The sequence below is a fragment of the Lyngbya sp. CCY1209 genome, from assembly GCF_035615495.1.
Lineage (GTDB): Bacteria > Cyanobacteriota > Cyanobacteriia > Cyanobacteriales > Microcoleaceae > Limnospira.
In genome coordinates this window covers 1-16,544 of the sequence record NZ_JAJENU010000603.1, presented here as the reverse complement: position 1 = coordinate 16,544, position 16,544 = coordinate 1, and the positions used below count along the sequence as shown (strand labels likewise).

The window sequence follows — 16,544 nt, the reverse complement described above, 5'->3', positions numbered from 1 at the left end:
TGCTTAACGTTCCTTTACATTGTAGGGGGTTCGTCGGCGAGGGTGAGGGCGAGTTGGTAAATTTGGCGGCGGGGGAGGGCGGTTTTCTGGGCCAACTGGCGGCTGGCCTGCGATCGCGAAAGTCCCTGTTTGAGGAGGTGTTGCAGTTCCGACCGCAGCGCCTCTTCCGAGGGTGGTGGGGATTCCCGACGGGCTCCGGCGACAATCAAAGTCAATTCTCCCTTCGGGTCCCGTTCAGCGTAGTATTCCACCGCCGCTTCCAGGGTGCCGCGCCAAAATTCTTCGTGGAGTTTGGTCAGTTCCCGGGCCACCACCACGGCGCGATCGCACCCCAAAACCCCCGCCAGATCGGCTAAAGTTTGGCGCAGTCGGTGCGGTGCCTCGTAGAATATCATCGTCCGTACCTGCGATCGCAATATTTCCAACCGTTCCTGTCGTTCCTTGCCCTTCCCGGGCAAAAACCCCTCGAAAACGAAGCGATCGCTGGCCAGTCCCGAGGCGCTCAACGCCGTCAGACAGGCGCTCACGCCGGGGACCGGCACCACCGGAATCCCCACTTCCAGGCAGGCGGCGACCAGTTCCCCCCCCGGGTCGGAAATTCCCGGCATCCCCGCATCCGTCACCACGGCGACGGTTTTTCCGGCCAACAGGCGATCGAGCAATTCCGGAATTCGCTGCCGCCGGTTGTGTTCGTAGTAGCTAATTTGGGGGGTTTGAATTTGAAAGTGATGCAACAATTTCCCGGTGTGGCGGGTATCTTCGGCCGCGATCAGATCGGCCGCTTTCAAGGTTTCGACGGCGCGAATGGTCATGTCTTCCAAATTGCCGATGGGAGTGCCGACGACGTAGAGGGTTGCGGGTTGCAGGTGCATGATTCGAGCAATTTTAAAATAAAAACCACAGGGCGACAATGAGACCGACGCTAAAAAGCAGAGAAAACTTGACGGCCCGTTTGAAGCGTTGGCTGAATAATCCCAGCACGTTGATGACCGTCAAAATCAAAATCACAATTCCGATATAAACGACTTTTTGATCCTGATTTGCCACCAACGGATTGTCTTGGGAGACGTCCGGTTGAATGGGTTCCGCATCCAACGGGTCAACTTGGGCGACCCACCGTCGATCCGGGGGTTCGGAAGGATTTTTGATCATGGGCGATCGCGATCGATTGATGAATCGAGAGAGCTTGCCACCGTTTCGGATTCCGGTCTTTTGCCAGACTATCACAGTTGGCGCCATTCCCGACTCTTTTCGCGTGAAGAGTTTGGTCCGGCCGAGTCGAAACCCATCGTTGAAAGAGAACCGGAATGTGTTAGAGTTGGGCATATTTTCAACGACTGTCCCGCGATCGCCGTTTCCGGATGGCGATCGCACCCACTCCAATGGAGAGAAATACCCATGACCGCATTTGAAGCTCCGACCAATCTGATCGTCACGGCTTACAACGAAAAAAACAAAGCAAAAGAGGTTTTGAAAACCCTGAAAGAAATGCAGCGGGCCGGAATTATTTCCATCGTCAACGCCGCCGTCATGGTCAAGAATGAAAAAGGGAAGGTTTCCATCAGCGAAACCGGGGATATGAACGCCCGCGGCGGTGCCGTCGTCGGCGGAATTGCAGCCGGATTGATCGCCCTTTTCAACCCCGTCGGCGCGTTAGGGTTGATCGCGATGGCGGCCGGGGGTGCCGGGGTGGGGGCTGTCATTACCCACTTTATCGACCTCGGATTTCCCCAGGAAGACCTCAAAGATCTGTCGGAATCTTTGACCCCCGGCAGTTCGGCGATCATCGCTTTGGTGGAACAAACTTGGGTCGAAAAAGTGTGCGAAGAACTCGAAAAATTCCAAGGTAAAATGTATCGCCGAGCCATCAAAGCGGACATCGCCGCCCAGTTAGCAGAAACGGCAAAAAAGGTTGAGCCGACCGTCGAATCTCAACCCGAATAAAAACTGTTAATTATCGGTTTCGGGTGCGTTCAATTCCTGGACGCATCCGACCAATTTAGAATTGTTCTCGCCGCCAGTGTTCCGAGGGGAGGTCGTCGATAAACCGAGACGGAGCGCTCGGGGAACCCACCACCGCAAGCGATCGCATCGCCCGAGTACAGCCGACGTAAAATAAGCGGCGCTGTTGGTCGAGAATCACCTGCTTTTCTTCTTCGGGTCGGCTTTTTTCCAGGTGCGGAAGTGTATTTTCCTCCAAACCGACCACGGCGACAAATGGAAATTCCAAACCCTTGGCATCGTCCAGGGTCAGGACTTTAATTTGCGGCCGGTTCAGATCGATTTTTTTTCCCGATATAAACGTCGCCTGTAATCCCAACTCTCGCATCCGATCGGCGATTTTTTTGCCGATTTTTGGTGTCGGACATAAAACCGCGCCGCCGTGCAGCGGCAGGCGAAACGTTTTGGCAGAATCCAACAAAAACTGGCCGATCGCGACCGCTTGCGAGTCAAAGTCATCCGTCAGGTAAATGGCGGGCCAGTTGCCCAAATAGGGGGACGGTTTGGACTCCGAAAACTCTTCCTCGCCGGCGAGAATATCGGCACAGGCGATCGCAATTTGTCGGGTATTGCGATAATTTTGACGCAGGATCGAGGTGTGGCCGGTCACTTTCAGTTCCCCGTGAATTTGGTTCCAACTGAAACCCCGCTGGTGGATAGATTGGGAGGCATCAGCGGTCAAATAGACGCGATCGAACGTGGGAGTCAACGCCAGCACGAAACGCAACGCGACGGGGGACAAATCCTGGGCTTCCTCAATAATAATTGCCCGGTAAGGTTTTTGAGTCTCGGCCAGAATGGCATCCAAAGCCATGCGACACATCTGTTTCCAGACGATCCAGCCTTTGGCTTCCATGACCCGTTTCCAGGTACAGTATAAGTGCCACAGCACCGTCCTTGTCGAGGGATGTAGGGAAAATCCTCGCCCCTGTCGCGGATGATTTTTGTAAACTTCGAGGCTGGAAATTCCCCAGCCTTCGATGACATCGATGAATTCTTCTAATAAGTAAGAAAATCCCAAATTTTCCAGCTTTTTGATATTTTTTATATGAGATTTATCGGCGGAATTTTTGACAATATTAAGCGCCTTTTTTAGGCAAAGTTTGCACTGTTTATTGTCGGCAATTGGGGGATGGGAGTAAGAATGTTGGTAGTGTTGTCGCACCAAATCGTCAACGGTCGTCACCTCCACCCCCAGCCGTTCCGGCTTTTGTCCGAGAAGCTGCTCCAAAAGCTGTTTGGAATAGGTGACGAGGGCGGCAGAATGGGTGACGAATAAAATGGGTCGATGACCCGAATCTACCAATTTTTTGACCCGGTAGAGGGCGATGATAGATTTTCCCGTACCCGGCCCGCCCTTGATCAAAATGGGGCCGCGAATCTGAGAATTTGCCAGATGTTTCTGTTGGGGATCGAGGGCGAGTAAAAACTCGGTAATATCTCCCTCCAGAAACCGATCCAAATCCTCCGGCTTCATGAGATTATATTTGGGTTCATCTCGGATCTCTTTCAAGGAGCTGGGGAACAAATTATCCAGGATGCGGCCGAAAATGCGATCGGGAAGTTCCAGGTTCAGGAGATCGCCCTCGGTTTTTGCCGCCATCAAACCCCGCCAGTATTCCCCGGGAATTTGCCACTTTCGCAGATTATTGTGCGTCAGATATTTTGGCAGTTTTTTCCAGTCCGAATGGAGGGGATTATTGGGGGCGATCGCGGGCTGTTTCAGACTTTCGGTTTGCGGCTCCGATTTCGGAGCCGGCGAATCCGCCACGGTCAGGACTTTCAGTGGGCCGGGGACGGGAAGGTTTTTATATGTGTTTTCCCTCCGCTTGCGAATGCTCAGGAAGGTGACGGCATCATTTTCGACCGTGTAAAATAGGCGATAGTTGCGACGAAATTTGATGCGATAAATGTCGGTATTTCTGATTTTTCGCGTATTGTATCCGGTGAAGAGCGGGTGCTCTTGGAAACGGCCGACGACTTTGGGAAGGTCGTTTTTAACTTGCATCGGCAAATCGAATATTTCATTGATGAATGTTTTTGACATGAACAGTTGCCAATCATGTCCTCTGGCTGCAATCATGATAGATATCACCTCAAAATAATGGCGGCAAACGGTCGGACTTGCCCCCGACCCGACGGATGTCAGAATGGGAGATCGGCGCGTCGATGCTGCACTGCACGGAGGGGGGCGAATCAAGCGATCGAGAATGGGTCAATCTGCGCTCTTGTCAGGCCCGAACCATTCAGTCGGTGCGGCAATTGGATGCAATTTTTCGGAGAAGTTGACGACTTGATTAAATCAATCTTAAAATATGTAGGCTCGGAAAGGCGACCGTATAAACTCGTAAATCAAGCCGGAATCGGGTCGATGTGACAGGGGTTGAAACGGTAAATTTGCGGATCGATCGCATATCGATCGCCCCCGAACCCTATCAAAATGGGGTGTAATTTCCGATGTCGCCCACCGGAAATTGTTGACGAACCCCCTGTTCGACAACTTCGGCAACCCCCGCCACCCCGTCGCCAACCACTTCTACATCCGCGCCGTCGAAAAGGAACGCCCCGAACTGGGCATCCCGTCAGCCGAGCGCCTGGGAGATTGGGTTCCCGACGCCGGAAGTATGTCAACGTTAAACAATGGAACGAAGTTGCACGGCCGCATCGTTCAAACGATGAGTTCCTTCCTTCACCTGAGTGATGCCACTGGCGGTTTCTTGGGAGGCTCGGTTGAGGTCATTCATCGCAATGAGTACCTGTTGAATTGCGGTGGCTTGCTGCTTGACATTGAGGGAAATTTGCTGGGAGCTAGTCACAATATTGTTGACCGAACTTGTCACCCCCGAGAAGGCTCGGGCTGTCTCTTCCGCAATGCCGACATTTTCCGCCACAGTCTTCGTCCCTGCCTCGGTGGCGGAAACCGTCTCGTCGATCGCCTTTTGAATCTCATTCACCAGAACATTTATTTTCTTCGCCGAACCCTTACTTTGGTCTGCAAGTTTGCGAATTTCACCGGAAACGACACCCAAACCCTTCCCCTGTTCGCCCGCCCGCACGGCTTCCACGGCGGCATTGAGAGCCAGCATATTAGTTTGATTTGCCAAGTTACTCACCAGGCTAGAAATCTCGCCAATCTGATTCGTTTGTTCGCTCAAACGCCGGATGTTAGTCGCGATCGCGGCAACTTTATCCTGTATAATTTCCATCCCTTGAAGGGTGCGATCGACAGCCCGGGTACCCCCTTCTGAGAGAGAGAGGGCGGCGCGGGCTTCCCGGGCGGCAGTTTCCGCCTGTTCGGCACATTGGCGCGAAGAAGCCGCCAATTCATCCATCGTGGCGTTCGTTTGGTTGGCGGCGGCTGCCTGATTTCTTGCCGTCCGTTCCTGCTCCTCCACGGTACTCAAAATTTCACTGGAAGAACTGCCAATTTGAGCCGCCACCCAATCAATCGGTTTGATGACTTCCCGACTGATAAAAATCAAAATTAAGATGCCCAATACAATGCCGGTTGCCGTACCGACGACATTGATCGCGATCGCCAGTTGAGAGAGATTTTCCATTTCCGCCTCGCGATCGCGCAACAAGTCTTCTTCGATCTGAATCATGGCGGCGATCGTCGCCCGAACCTCATCCATCTTGCCTTGACCTTCTCGGGTTAAAAATCGAGCCAGGAGTTCCTCGTCTTGGTTATTGATTTTGAGTTGAATGTTAACTTCTATCTCCCGCAATTTAAGGTCAATGAGGCGCTCCAAATCGTCAATATTTTCCTGCTGAACCGGGTTGTCGCGGGTGAGTTCGCGAACCTCCGCCACCAGAATTTCCACATCCTCTTTACCTTGGAGGTAAGGTTCGAGAAAACTTTCCCGATCCGCCACCAAAAAGCCCCGCTGGCCCGTTTCCGCATCGACCATCGACTTTTCCAGGCTTTTCAAGTTAATAATAACCTTATAGGTGTGTTTGACCCAATCGTTCGTTTCGTGCAGGCGATTGATTGTCGTCCACGACAGCACTCCCAGACCCGCCATCAGGACGAACATGATACCAAAGCCGACCCGGATGACGGGGGCGAGTTTAATTTTGCTTGTCATTGCCGAATTTTAGATGTAGAATAAAAGGAAAAAAAATCCCTTATTTGATAATATCAAATCCGATCTTTTGCCCGTTCTCCGAATTGAGATGCTGGCCCAGGAGAGTGATTCAAAACAATGGCCGACAATCATTATCGCATCCGGTTGGCAGCGATCGCGGAACTGCCCGAACTGCAAAACATCGAACGAACCGCCGCCCGATTATTTGCGACGGTGGGTTTGGCGGAAGTCGCCGAAAGCGAACCCACACCTTCGACCATTTTGCGGCATCACCAAGCCGCCGGACGGGTGTGGGTGGCGGCGGACGATCGCGATCGCCCCGTGGGATTTGCGATCGCCGCAGTGCTCGACGGCTGCGGCTACCTGCAAGAATTGTCCGTCCACCCGGCCCACAGTCGCCGGGGTTTGGGAACCCGCCTCGTGGAAACAGTCTGCCACTGGGCGAAACATCGAGGTTATCCGGCCGTCACCCTGTCCACATTCGGCGATTTACCCTGGAACGCCCCGTTTTATCAAAAATTGGGATTTCGGATACTCGGGGAAGCGGAACTGACCCCCGGACTCCTGGCCGTGCGAACCGCCCAGGCAAAAGCCGGTTTTCCCGTTGAAAGGCGGGTTTTCTTAAAATTGGATTTTCTCGATGGGGAGTAGGGAGGCTCCAGGAGTCAGGGGAGGCTCCAGGAGTCAGGGGAGGCAGATTTATGTCAGATCCGTACAAATTCCCCAATCATCTTCAGATGATTTTCGCTACAAGAAAAGGGAATTGATTCCCAAGCGGTGCAGATTTCCCACCCGTTCCTCGGCTCCCTCCGCTTCCTCCGCTCCCTCCGCTTCCTCCGCTCCCTCCGCCCCCCATTTCTTCAAGCGGCGGCTTCCGTAGATTTGATGAGGGGAAATCCCAAATTTTCCCGCTGTTCCAGATAGCGGCTTGCCACCCGGCGGGCGAGGTTGCGGATTCTGCCAATATAGCGCGTCCGCTCCGTCACGGCGATCACCCCCCGGGCGTCGAGGAGGTTGAAGCTGTGGGAACACTTGAGCACGTAGTCCAAACTCGGAAGTACCAAACCCCTGTCGATCAACTGTTCCGCCTCCTGTTCGTACAGGGAGAATAGGTTGAACAGCAAATCCGGGTTGGCCGCTTCAAAATTGTAGGTGCACTGTTCGATCTCCCCCTGGAGGTGGATGTCGCCGTAGTTGAGATCGTCGGTCCAGGCAATTTTGACGATCGCCTCCACATTTTGCAGGTACATCGCCAACCGTTCCAACCCGTAGGTGATCTCAATGGAAACCGGGCGGCAGTCGATGCCGCCACACTGCTGAAAGTAGGTGAATTGGGTAATTTCCATCCCGTCGAGCCAGACTTCCCAACCCACGCCCCAGGCGCCGAGGGTGGGCGACTCCCAGTTATCCTCGACGAAGCGGATATCGTGATCTTCGGGATGGATGCCGAGCACCCGCAGGGAGTCCAGGTAAACCTCCTGGATGTTGTCGGGGGAGGGTTTGATCAGAACTTGATATTGATAATAGTGCTGGAAGCGGTTGGGATTTTCCCCGTAGCGGCCATCGGTGGGGCGGCGGCAGGGTTCGAGATAGGCGACAGACCACGGTTCCGGGCCGATCGCCCGCAGGAAGGTGTGGGGGCTCATGGTCCCGGCGCCCTTTTCCGTATCGTAGGGTTGGGCGATCAGACAGCCGCGATCGCTCCAAAATTGGTTGAGAGTGGCAATGACAGATTGAAAGTTCACGTTCTCGATCGCTAATTCGTTCCTAAAATTTAATGATACTTGCCCTCACGCCCAAGGAGGCAGGGGAGGCGGAGGAGGCGGAGGAGGCGGAGGAGGCAAGCTTATATAGCAACCGCCAGAACGGTTAGGACAGATCTGCCAATTTGAGACCCGCCTTGAAATGAATTTCAAGGCTCACAGCAAAAGTCCACGCAAGCGTGGACTCGGTTGGAGCATAACCGTCCTAATATCAAATCCGGTTATCCCCTCCTCAACCTCCCCAATCATCTTCAGATGATTTGAGCTGTTAGCTTGGGAATTGATTCCCAAGCGGTCCAGATATCCCACCCGCTGCCCCCTCCGCTCCCTCCCGACTCCCTACACCCTACACCCTACACCCTACCCCCTACACCCTTATCCGACCATCCGCATCAGCCGCCCGCCCCGCCTCAACAGCATATCGGCCAATTCCACGATCCAGGGATTCGGCGACGCCTGGGGTTGGGCCTCCATCACGCAGGCGAAGGCCTCATCTTCCAAGCCGGCGGGGAGGCGGGAAGCACAGGCGGCCAGGGCGATCGCGGGCGATCGCCGGTTTCCCATCTGGCAGTGGACGAGGAGATCTCCCCCGTCGGGATCGACGGTTTCCATAAATTCGATCGCCCGGATGACGTGTTCGCGTTGGGGGAGGACGTACTGGGGATCGCTGTCGGGGATGTGGATGTCGTCGAACTCCAATTTCAGGCGGTGGGGGACTTGGGAAATAAATTTGGGGAGGGAGTCCCCGGAATTGGCGATGGAGATGATATGTTCGACATCGGCACCGCGATTTTTGTGGACGATATAATTTTCGAGTTGCAGTCGGGAGGAAATCCACAGTTTGGGGAGGAGGGGGTGGCAGGACTCGGAACCGCGATCGCCCGCCATTTCGGTGCTGGCCTCCGCGACCTCTTCGTTGAGGCGATCAACGATGGTTTGGGCGATGGATTGGACGTAGGGATCGGGGTCGTCGATCGCCCGCTTGATGCCGGCCAGGGCCTCGGCCGTCCGCACGAATTGGAAGGTTTCGAGCACTTTCGCCCGGACGTAGGGATCGGGGTCGTCGAGCTTGTCGAGGATGGCCTCCCAGGTGGCTTCGCGATCGCTTTTCGCCAGCACTTCGATCACCCGGGTGCGGACATCCCCGTTGGGGTGGTTCAGGGCGCGGATCAGCACGTCCCAGGCCGCCGGGGTGCCGATCGCCCAGAGCCCGTAAACGGCGTTGGCGTTGACGTAAAAATTGGGGTCGTCTAGGGCCGCTTCCAGTTGGGGGATCACCTCTTCCCGATCCAGCAGTCCCAGGGCCGTCGCCGCCCGACCCCGGACGTAGCGATCGCAGTCGTCGGCCAGAACCCTTTCCAGGGGCGCGATCGCGGCCGAGGATTTCAGGTTCCCCAGGGCCGTCGCCGCCCGCCAGCGGATCTGGGGATCGTCGTGGTTGAGGACTTTTATCAATCCGGCGACGGCGCGATCGCTCCCGATCTGCCCCAAGGCCCACACCGCCCACACCCCGGCGCTCGGAACCGTCTCCCCCAGGGCCTCCATCAGGTGCGGTTCGGCGGGGTAGCCGATCTGAACCAGGGCCCAGGCAGACCAGGCGTTGACTTCCCCGCTCTCGTGTTTCAACCCCTTCAACAACCAGGGGATCAGGCGGGGCGATCGGGTCCGTCCCAGCAGGCGAATTTTGAGCGGCAGGGGGATTTTGAGCTGTCCCACCAATGCGAAAGCCTTCGTCTGCAACCGGGGCCGGATCGCCTGGGTGAGGGCGATGCCCCGGATCGGATCGACCCGCAGCACCCAGCGCATCACCCGGACGACGACCTCTTCCGAGTCGCTCCCGGCCAGCAGCGCCGCCAGGGAATCGATGGGCAACCCCCTCTGGTACTGCTGTTGGAGCTGCGCGTCGTCGCACTGGTGCAATTGCTGTTTGAGCTGTTCGATGTCACGCGGATCGGCCATGAAGGGGCACTCAATTCGCACAAGGGGGCAATCTGACGGGGAACCCGGGGGGTCGATCTCAGGCTCGGTGCGCCGTCACGGTCATTATATCCGAAGCGTGTTGGGATGCGAGGAGAATCGTTTTTTTATTTAATGTTAATAGAATTATCGCAATTTTTTTGCTCGTCTTTTTAGATGTTCTAACACTTCATCGGTGAACGGATTTTCATCTTTTTTGAGAGTATCGATTGAGTGACTGATGCGCTGAAGCGCAACAACGGGTTGCGACGCCCTTTTTCTGGCTTTTATAACCGGAGTTTCGGACTCGGGGATTCGCCCCAAGTCGATCGCGCTCCGGCCGATATCAAAACAATCTGGATAACTCATCCCGGCCCCCAGCGCATCGTAAAATCCGGTGGAAAATGCGATCGCGACGCGGTCTCCGATGGGGCGATTCATAACGTGCGTTTGATTCGGTGTCCCCTGCCATATCATAACCGAAGTTTGCCTCGAAATGTCAACTCGATTCACTCGAATGCGCGACAGTCCCGGACGGCTAGTCTCTTCTATGGGTGGAATATTTCTCGCCCTCACCCCCGACCCCTCTCCCAATTTTGGGAGAGGGGAGTTTCACCTATTTTGTTGATAGGATTTGGGAGGTTTCCGTTTGGGAAATGGGCGGTTTAAACCCGATGCGATCGCCCAATATCCACATTATATATCGGGGGTGAAAAAGGGCGGCAGGCGGTTTTATCATGTGAACCACTTCGATAAATGTCCGGTACATTTCCGGATGCCGGGACGTGAGTTGGAGGAGGCGATCTAAATATCCCTGCATGAAACGGGTCATCAAATCCGGTTTTTTTCCTTCCGTGGTTTCCCAGCGACTATCTTCCCCCGTCGCCATCAGCCAGGGGTCGCGAATTTTGCCCGCCAATTGTTGTTGAAATCGGCGGGTGAGTCCGGTCATCCCCTGCGGGTGGTCGAGACATTCGGCAAGGGTTATCGCCCCCACCGCCGCCGTCGTCATCCCCTGTCCGTAAACGGGATTGAAGGCACAAACCGCATCGCCGAGAACCGCCAATCCTTCCGGCATCCGGGATAATTTTTCGTAGTGGCGGCGGCAATTTTCCGTCCGCCGATAACAGTGAATTGGAGACAGGGGTTCGGCATGGCGAATCGCCTCGTATAAAATCGGGTCGGCGAGACTTTCGGCAAATGCCAAAAATCCGGCTTCGTCGCCGGGGGGATAGTCCCGACCCAATCCCGCCAAGGTCAAAATCCACTGATTATTTTCGACGGGATAGAGAACGCCACCGCGTTTCTGATGGGGTGGGGAAGCTTGCAAATACAAGCCTTTCCAGGGGGCGGTAAAATTCGCCGGAATTTGATACCGTCGGGAAGCATAACCGAGAAATGAGTTGATGACGGTTTCCTCCGGGGAGCGATCGCCCAATTCTTCCAGCCATTTGGGAGTCGATGAATTGCGACCGCTGGCATCGACGACCAGATCGGCGGTCAGGGTTTCCGGCTGCGATTCTTCCGGGGAATTTTGCCCGTATTTTTGATATCGAACGCCGACAATTCGGGACGTTTCGGAATCGGTTAAAAAGCCCGTAACTTTGCTATTTTCGAGTAATTCAAAGTTGGAAAACTGTCGCAGGCGGCGGGCGATCGCCCATTCCAAAAGAGGACGGCTGCAAGTCGCCGTCAACAGATCCGAGGAAATGTTGGGTTGTCGCGTATTTCCCACATACCAACGAAAATCCGTCGTCCAATTCAACCGGGGCACTCCCATCGCCATCAATTCGGCTTCCAAACCGGGAAATAGCCCTTCGAGGATGTATTTTCCCCGAGTCAAAAGGGCGTGGACGTGGGTGGCTTGGGGAACGCCGGGGCGGCGTTCGGGTGCGTCCGGGAAGCGATCGCGTTCGATTAGGATAACCCGTTCAAAGCGATCGCACAAAATGCGGGCGGCGAGGAGTCCGGCGATGCTACCGCCAATGACAACCGCTTGGCAAAGGTGAGAATGTGTCATCTGAAATTAAAGTTAGTGATTCCAACCCATTGTAGGGGCGAATGGTATTCGCCCTCCGAGACCATCGGAAACAGACAAGAGACCATTAGATCAGATCTAGTTTTTTAACTAAACAGACTCCCAATCATTGATCGATTATTTTTGCTACAAGAAAAGGCAATTAAGTCCCGAGCGGTCTGAATATTTATATGGAAACCAAACCCACTCGCCCCGGCGATCGATATATCCCCAATCCGCCCCGAGTCGGACGGCCGCGAGTCCGTTTTCAAAGGCGGCGGCGCCGTCGAACTGCGGGGGGATTTTCATCTCGCCTTTCGTGTCGATGTATCCCCATTTCTCCCCGATTTTAACGGATGCCAATTTTTCGGAAAATGACTTGGTTTCGGAAAAGTTTCGAGAAAATTTTGATGTCCCCGTTTTGTCGATATATCCCCAATTTTTACCGATTTTAAAAGGAGCCAAATTTCCGGAAAAATCCCAGGCGAAATCAAACCGGGGCGCGATCGCGATCTTCCCCGTTTTGTCGATATAACCGATTTTCCCATCCGCGACCACCATCGCCAACCCCTCCGAAAAGCGCCAGGTGAGGTCAAATTGGGGCGGGACGACCCGCTCTCCCCGTCCGTTGATATATCCCATTTGGCGATCGACCCGCACCGCCGCCAACCCTTCTCGAAATTCCGAGGCGCTGTCAAAGTCGGGGAGAATTACAAATTGACCGGTTTTATCGATATAGCCCATTTTGATGGAATCCGATTCGGATTTGATGCCAACCGATGCCAAATTCGCTCCGAAACTCCAGGCGAAGACAAATTGACGGGGAATTATTGCGTTTCCAGTTGTGTCGATAAATCCCCATTTTCCGTTTAATTTTACCGCAGATAATCCCCGGGAAAAGCTCCAGGCGACATCGAATTGGGGGGGGATGACGGGGCGGTTGGTGCGATCGATAAAACCCCATTTCGATTTGACCGCGATCGCCGCCAACCCTTCCGAAAATCCCGAGGTTCCGTCGTATTGCGGGGAAATAACCATCCGGCCGCTTTTGTCGATATATCCCCATTTTTCATTTTGGCGGATGGGGAACAGGGGCTCTGAGGTTGGGGATGCGATCGCCTCGAAAATATTGCCGTTTACCATATCCCCCTTTAGCGGTCAGCCGTCAGCTTTCAGCCGTCAGCTTTCGTCAAATTCCCCCCCATTATATCATATAATGAAACGACCCTGCCCTTGAAAAGGGGGGACTTTGAGTCAACCGGCGTACCTGATCAACTTGAAAATTACCGTAATACTTTTTACTTTTTTAATTCGAGTCGGAACATACTATTTGAGAACGACACAGTGCCGGCGGGGCCGCAGGATCATGCCCTCCCGTTCCAACTTCGTCATCATCCGGGTGACGCTGACGCGGGTGGTTCCGATCACATCAGACATTTCCAAATGGGTGAGGCGGAGGTTGATTAACGTGCCCTCTTCGACGGGACAGCCGAACTTTTTCGCCAGCCATCTCAGAAAATTCAACAGCCGTTCGTCGGTGCGTTGGGTTTGCAGGAGGCTGTGTAGTTCCTCCATCTGGTGCAAATAGTATAAAATCCGATCCAACTCTTGGGGCCACTGTGCGGAGGGGATAAGATTGACTTTGACCGGCGTCAGACATTCAATTTGATAGGGGTTGAGTCGGGACAGGGGTTGACCGATAATTTCTCCGGGTCCCCAATATCCCAAACCGATCAAATTTCCCTCGTCGCCCCAAGTCAAGGTGCGGACGACCCCCTCCTCTATCTTCCACAACGCATCGGGCCAGAGGGGAACGAAATCGCCCCGGCAAAAACGGCGGGATTTCAGGTTGTCAGGGACGGCGACAAGCTGCAAGGTAGCCACGGCAACACCTACGGGAATGGGGAACGCTTACAGCAAAAAGCGTAACGCTTTTAGGTTAACTGAAGGTTTAAACGAGATTAAAAACGAGATGAAATTCGGGTTGGGAGTCGGCAAAAGTCAACAGACAACAGGCGACGGGCGATAGTTGGGAGGTATAGCGCTGTGCGCTGGGGTGTAGGGTGTAGGGATGGGAAATTCCCTTGTCATCAGGATTTCAAGGTTTGTCCTCCTTTCGGAAACTGTAAATAGACGATCGCTCGCCGCTATATAGCAGTGTGAAATGATTCGTGAAAATTTGAGCGGCTCAAAGCCCCCAGGATTGGGGGTTTGGGGGCCAGGTATTTTTCAGAATGACTTCACGCCGCTATACATTCCTACGATTGATTTGCCAGGTGTCCCAACCCGGCCTAGGATGTGGGATAATCTCAAATCCCGATTCGCGACAGCGCACTTATCGCCAACCCAAAAACATCTGTAGTGGCGGTAGTCGGGAATCGCGAGAAGGACAATTTAATTGTCAATTATCAATTGTCAATTATCAATTCTTCCCCACACCCTTATACGGAGGTAAAATCGTGGCCCTCTATCTCGACTCAGCCATTCTCCCGGAAGCCCAGGCCGCCAGCCAGTTCGGATGGGTGAAGGGAGTCACCACCAACCCCACCCTGTTGGCGAAAAGTGACCTTTCCCCGGAAGAAACCCTGAAGGGACTCCGGGAACTTTTCGCGGGGGAGATTTACTATCAACTCGCCGCTTTGGATTTCGAGGGAATGGTTTCGGAAGCCTGGGCGGCTTACAATATCCTCGGGGAACAGACGGTTTTGAAGGTGCCCGCCACGGCTTTGGGGTTCCACGTCGTCTCCCACCTGTCGCCGAAAATTTGCTGTTCCGTCACCGCCATTTACAGTGCGGCACAGGCAGCGGTGGCGAGGGAAGCGGGGGCCAAATATGCGATCGCCTACGTCAACCGGGCCACCCGACTCCTGGGAGATGGCGTCGCCCTGGTTCGGGAGATGGCGGACATCCTCGCCGGAAGCGACACCAAAATTCTCGCCGCCAGTATCAAATCCCCCGCAGAAGCCGCCGCCACCCTCCAGGCGGGCGCCTACCACCTCACCCTCCCCTTCGACATCCTGCAAGCCCTCACCACCCACGAACTGTCCGAGCGAACGGTGGAGGAGTTCAGCAACAACGGCCGGGGATTGCTCGATTAAAATATAGCTTTCAGCAGTCAGCTTTCAGCTATCAGCTTGCCGTTTAGGGCCGATCGCGCGGAGGTTTTGGACTTGAAGGAATCCCGAAAAATGCAGTTTCTCGGATTGCATAAACGCCGCGACTGCGTACAAATATCAAAAAAACTGTAGTTGACTGACAATTAGAGACAGATGTGGACGAAAAGCGGGTGGTCTATCTGGGTGGCGATCGCGGGTTTTTACGCTCCGGCGGGATGGGTTCAACTCCCGGCATTGGCGGAGCCGACACTCATCGCCCAACAGTCCGATTCGGGCGCGGCGGATGCCAGCTTGCAACGGGGAATGGAACTGTTGCGAGAAGGGACGGCAGAATCGCTGCGGGCCGCAATTCCCTATTTTGAGGAGGCGGCGAGGTTGTACGAACAGACGGGCGATCGCGCCAACCAAGCTTTCGCTCAACTGGCATTGGGTCGAGTCTACAGTGACTTGGGGGAAAAGCAACAAGCCCTGGAGTATTACGAGCAAGCGCTACCTTTATTTCAAGCGGTGGGCGATCGCTCCCGGGAAGCTACCACCCTCAACAATATCGGTAGGGTCTACTCCGCCTTGGGGGAAAAACAGACAGCCTTGGAGTATTACGAGCAAGCTTTGCCCTTGAGACGAGAAGTGGGCGATCGCTCCGGGGAAGCCACCACCCTCAATAGTATCGGTGGGGTCTACTCCGCCTTGGGGGAAAAGCAGACAGCCTTGGAGTATTACGAGCGAGCTTTGCCCTTGAGACGAGAAGTGGGCGATCGCTCCGGGGAAGCCACCACCCTTTACAATATTGCTTTTCTCCAACGTTCCCAAGGCTCACTCACCGAAGCCCTTGCCAACATGGAACAGGCGATTGGCCTAATTGAAGAACTCCGCAGCCTCGCCCCATCTGGCGAACTCCGCCAAACCTTTTTCTCCACCGTTCAAGACCGTTACCAGTTCTACATTGAGCTATTGATGCAACTGCATCAACAAAACCCCCAAAAAGGATATGACGCGATCGCATTCCACGCCAGCGAGCGATCGCGCGCCCGGACCCTGTTGGAATTGCTGCGGGAAGCCAACGCCGATATCCGCCAAGGTGTCGATCCGGAATTGGTGGCCGAAGAACGCCGTTTGCAACAAAAACTCGATGCCGCAGAAACCCGCCGCCTGGAAATTTTCGGCGACGACAATTCCACCCGCACCCAAAAGGAAAATATCCAAGCGGAACTCACCGAACTTTTGAAACAGTACGAAGAAATCCGAGCCCGAATTCGCGCTGCCAGTCCCCGCTACGCCGCCCTCACCCAACCGCAACCGCTGACGTTGGTGGACGTGCAACAACAGGTGGTGGACGAAGAGACGGTTTTGTTGCAGTATTCCTTGGGGGAAGAAAGCAGCTATCTCTGGGTCGTCACCCCCACGGAAATGACCGTCCACGAACTGCCGGGGCGAGAAGAAATTGAAGCCAAAGCGGATGATTTTCTGTACGCCATCACCAGTGTTACCCGACGCGACAATCCGCGCTGGGTGAATGCCGCCGCCCGGGAATTGAGCGAAATGATACTGCAACCCGCCGCCGATCACTTGCAGAAAAAACGACTGTTAATTTCCGCCGATGGTA

14 protein-coding genes are annotated in these 16,544 nt (G+C 54.5%); 4 read left to right on the top strand and 10 right to left on the bottom strand.

The annotated features are described in order from the left end of the window. Nucleotides 1–14 precede the first annotated feature (14 nt). Nucleotides 15–872, bottom strand: a complete 858-nt coding sequence (rsmI, locus tag LKE08_RS22500; RefSeq protein ID WP_324706508.1) for a 16S rRNA (cytidine(1402)-2'-O)-methyltransferase — start codon at nt 870–872, stop codon at nt 15–17. Nucleotides 873–885: 13 nt separating this feature from the next. Beyond that, a complete protein-coding gene (locus LKE08_RS22495; RefSeq protein WP_324706507.1) occupies nt 886–1,152 on the bottom strand; it encodes a hypothetical protein in 267 nt (88 codons plus the stop codon). 246 nt (nt 1,153–1,398) lie between these two features. Between LKE08_RS22495 and LKE08_RS22490 the strand changes: the two genes are divergently transcribed. Further along, nucleotides 1,399–1,944 carry a DUF1269 domain-containing protein gene (locus LKE08_RS22490; protein WP_324706506.1) on the top strand — a complete coding sequence of 182 codons (546 nt, stop codon included), beginning with the start codon at nt 1,399–1,401 and terminating at the stop codon, nt 1,942–1,944. Between the two features lie 55 nt (nt 1,945–1,999). On the opposite strand, the gene LKE08_RS22485 is transcribed toward LKE08_RS22490, so the two are convergent. Both LKE08_RS22485 and LKE08_RS22480 read right to left on the bottom strand, forming a co-directional pair. Further along, the gene (locus LKE08_RS22485) at nt 2,000–4,084 is read right to left on the bottom strand and encodes a 3'-5' exonuclease (RefSeq protein WP_324706505.1); all 2,085 of its coding nucleotides are present in this window, start codon (nt 4,082–4,084) and stop codon (nt 2,000–2,002) included. A gap of 550 nt (nt 4,085–4,634) precedes the next feature. Next, nucleotides 4,635–6,089, bottom strand: coding sequence for a CHASE3 domain-containing protein (locus LKE08_RS22480; protein ID WP_324706504.1), 1,455 nt, complete (start codon nt 6,087–6,089; stop codon nt 4,635–4,637). A 117-nt stretch (nt 6,090–6,206) separates the two neighbouring features. On the opposite strand from LKE08_RS22480, the gene LKE08_RS22475 reads away from it, so the two are divergent. Next, nucleotides 6,207–6,740: a GNAT family N-acetyltransferase gene (locus LKE08_RS22475; RefSeq protein ID WP_324706503.1), complete on the top strand. Its 534-nt coding sequence runs from the start codon at nt 6,207–6,209 to the stop codon at nt 6,738–6,740. A gap of 209 nt (nt 6,741–6,949) precedes the next feature. On the opposite strand, the gene glyQ is transcribed toward LKE08_RS22475, so the two are convergent. The 6 genes from glyQ to LKE08_RS22445 form a co-directional block, all read right to left on the bottom strand. Beyond that, on the bottom strand, nt 6,950–7,834 hold the full coding sequence (gene glyQ, locus LKE08_RS22470; RefSeq protein WP_324706502.1) for a glycine--tRNA ligase subunit alpha: 885 nt from the start codon (nt 7,832–7,834) through the stop codon (nt 6,950–6,952). 393 nt (nt 7,835–8,227) lie between these two features. Continuing rightward, nucleotides 8,228–9,811 (bottom strand): HEAT repeat domain-containing protein, encoded by a 1,584-nt coding sequence (locus LKE08_RS22465; RefSeq protein ID WP_324706501.1) that lies wholly within the window; start codon nt 9,809–9,811, stop codon nt 8,228–8,230. Nucleotides 9,812–9,955: 144 nt separating this feature from the next. Next, nucleotides 9,956–10,249, bottom strand: coding sequence for a hypothetical protein (locus LKE08_RS22460; RefSeq protein ID WP_324706500.1), 294 nt, complete (start codon nt 10,247–10,249; stop codon nt 9,956–9,958). Nucleotides 10,250–10,424: 175 nt separating this feature from the next. Further along, on the bottom strand, nt 10,425–11,828 hold the full coding sequence (locus LKE08_RS22455) for an FAD-dependent monooxygenase (protein ID WP_324706499.1): 1,404 nt from the start codon (nt 11,826–11,828) through the stop codon (nt 10,425–10,427). Between the two features lie 144 nt (nt 11,829–11,972). After that, the gene (locus LKE08_RS22450; protein WP_324706498.1) at nt 11,973–12,968 is read right to left on the bottom strand and encodes a WG repeat-containing protein; all 996 of its coding nucleotides are present in this window, start codon (nt 12,966–12,968) and stop codon (nt 11,973–11,975) included. A 183-nt stretch (nt 12,969–13,151) separates the two neighbouring features. Continuing rightward, the gene (locus tag LKE08_RS22445) at nt 13,152–13,709 is read right to left on the bottom strand and encodes a Crp/Fnr family transcriptional regulator (protein WP_324706497.1); all 558 of its coding nucleotides are present in this window, start codon (nt 13,707–13,709) and stop codon (nt 13,152–13,154) included. 575 nt (nt 13,710–14,284) lie between these two features. On the opposite strand from LKE08_RS22445, the gene LKE08_RS22440 reads away from it, so the two are divergent. Next, nucleotides 14,285–14,923, top strand: a complete 639-nt coding sequence (locus LKE08_RS22440; RefSeq protein WP_324706496.1) for a transaldolase family protein — start codon at nt 14,285–14,287, stop codon at nt 14,921–14,923. Between the two features lie 171 nt (nt 14,924–15,094). Beyond that, on the top strand, nt 15,095–16,544 hold a 1,450-nt coding region (locus tag LKE08_RS22435), incomplete at its 3' end, for a tetratricopeptide repeat protein (protein WP_324706495.1).

What these genes read in the sequence shown, in the direction of transcription:
- rsmI (WP_324706508.1), bottom strand. Translation starts at nt 872, where the DNA reads ATGCACCTGCAACCCGCAACCCTCTACGTCGTCGGCACTCCCATCGGC.
- LKE08_RS22495 (WP_324706507.1), bottom strand. Translation starts at nt 1,152, where the DNA reads ATGATCAAAAATCCTTCCGAACCCCCGGATCGACGGTGGGTCGCCCAA.
- LKE08_RS22490 (WP_324706506.1), top strand. Translation starts at nt 1,399, where the DNA reads ATGACCGCATTTGAAGCTCCGACCAATCTGATCGTCACGGCTTACAAC.
- LKE08_RS22485 (WP_324706505.1), bottom strand. Translation starts at nt 4,084, where the DNA reads ATGATTGCAGCCAGAGGACATGATTGGCAACTGTTCATGTCAAAAACA.
- LKE08_RS22480 (WP_324706504.1), bottom strand. Translation starts at nt 6,089, where the DNA reads ATGACAAGCAAAATTAAACTCGCCCCCGTCATCCGGGTCGGCTTTGGT.
- LKE08_RS22475 (WP_324706503.1), top strand. Translation starts at nt 6,207, where the DNA reads ATGGCCGACAATCATTATCGCATCCGGTTGGCAGCGATCGCGGAACTG.
- LKE08_RS22465 (WP_324706501.1), bottom strand. Translation starts at nt 9,811, where the DNA reads ATGGCCGATCCGCGTGACATCGAACAGCTCAAACAGCAATTGCACCAG.
- LKE08_RS22460 (WP_324706500.1), bottom strand. Translation starts at nt 10,249, where the DNA reads ATGAATCGCCCCATCGGAGACCGCGTCGCGATCGCATTTTCCACCGGA.
- LKE08_RS22455 (WP_324706499.1), bottom strand. Translation starts at nt 11,828, where the DNA reads ATGACACATTCTCACCTTTGCCAAGCGGTTGTCATTGGCGGTAGCATC.
- LKE08_RS22450 (WP_324706498.1), bottom strand. Translation starts at nt 12,968, where the DNA reads ATGGTAAACGGCAATATTTTCGAGGCGATCGCATCCCCAACCTCAGAG.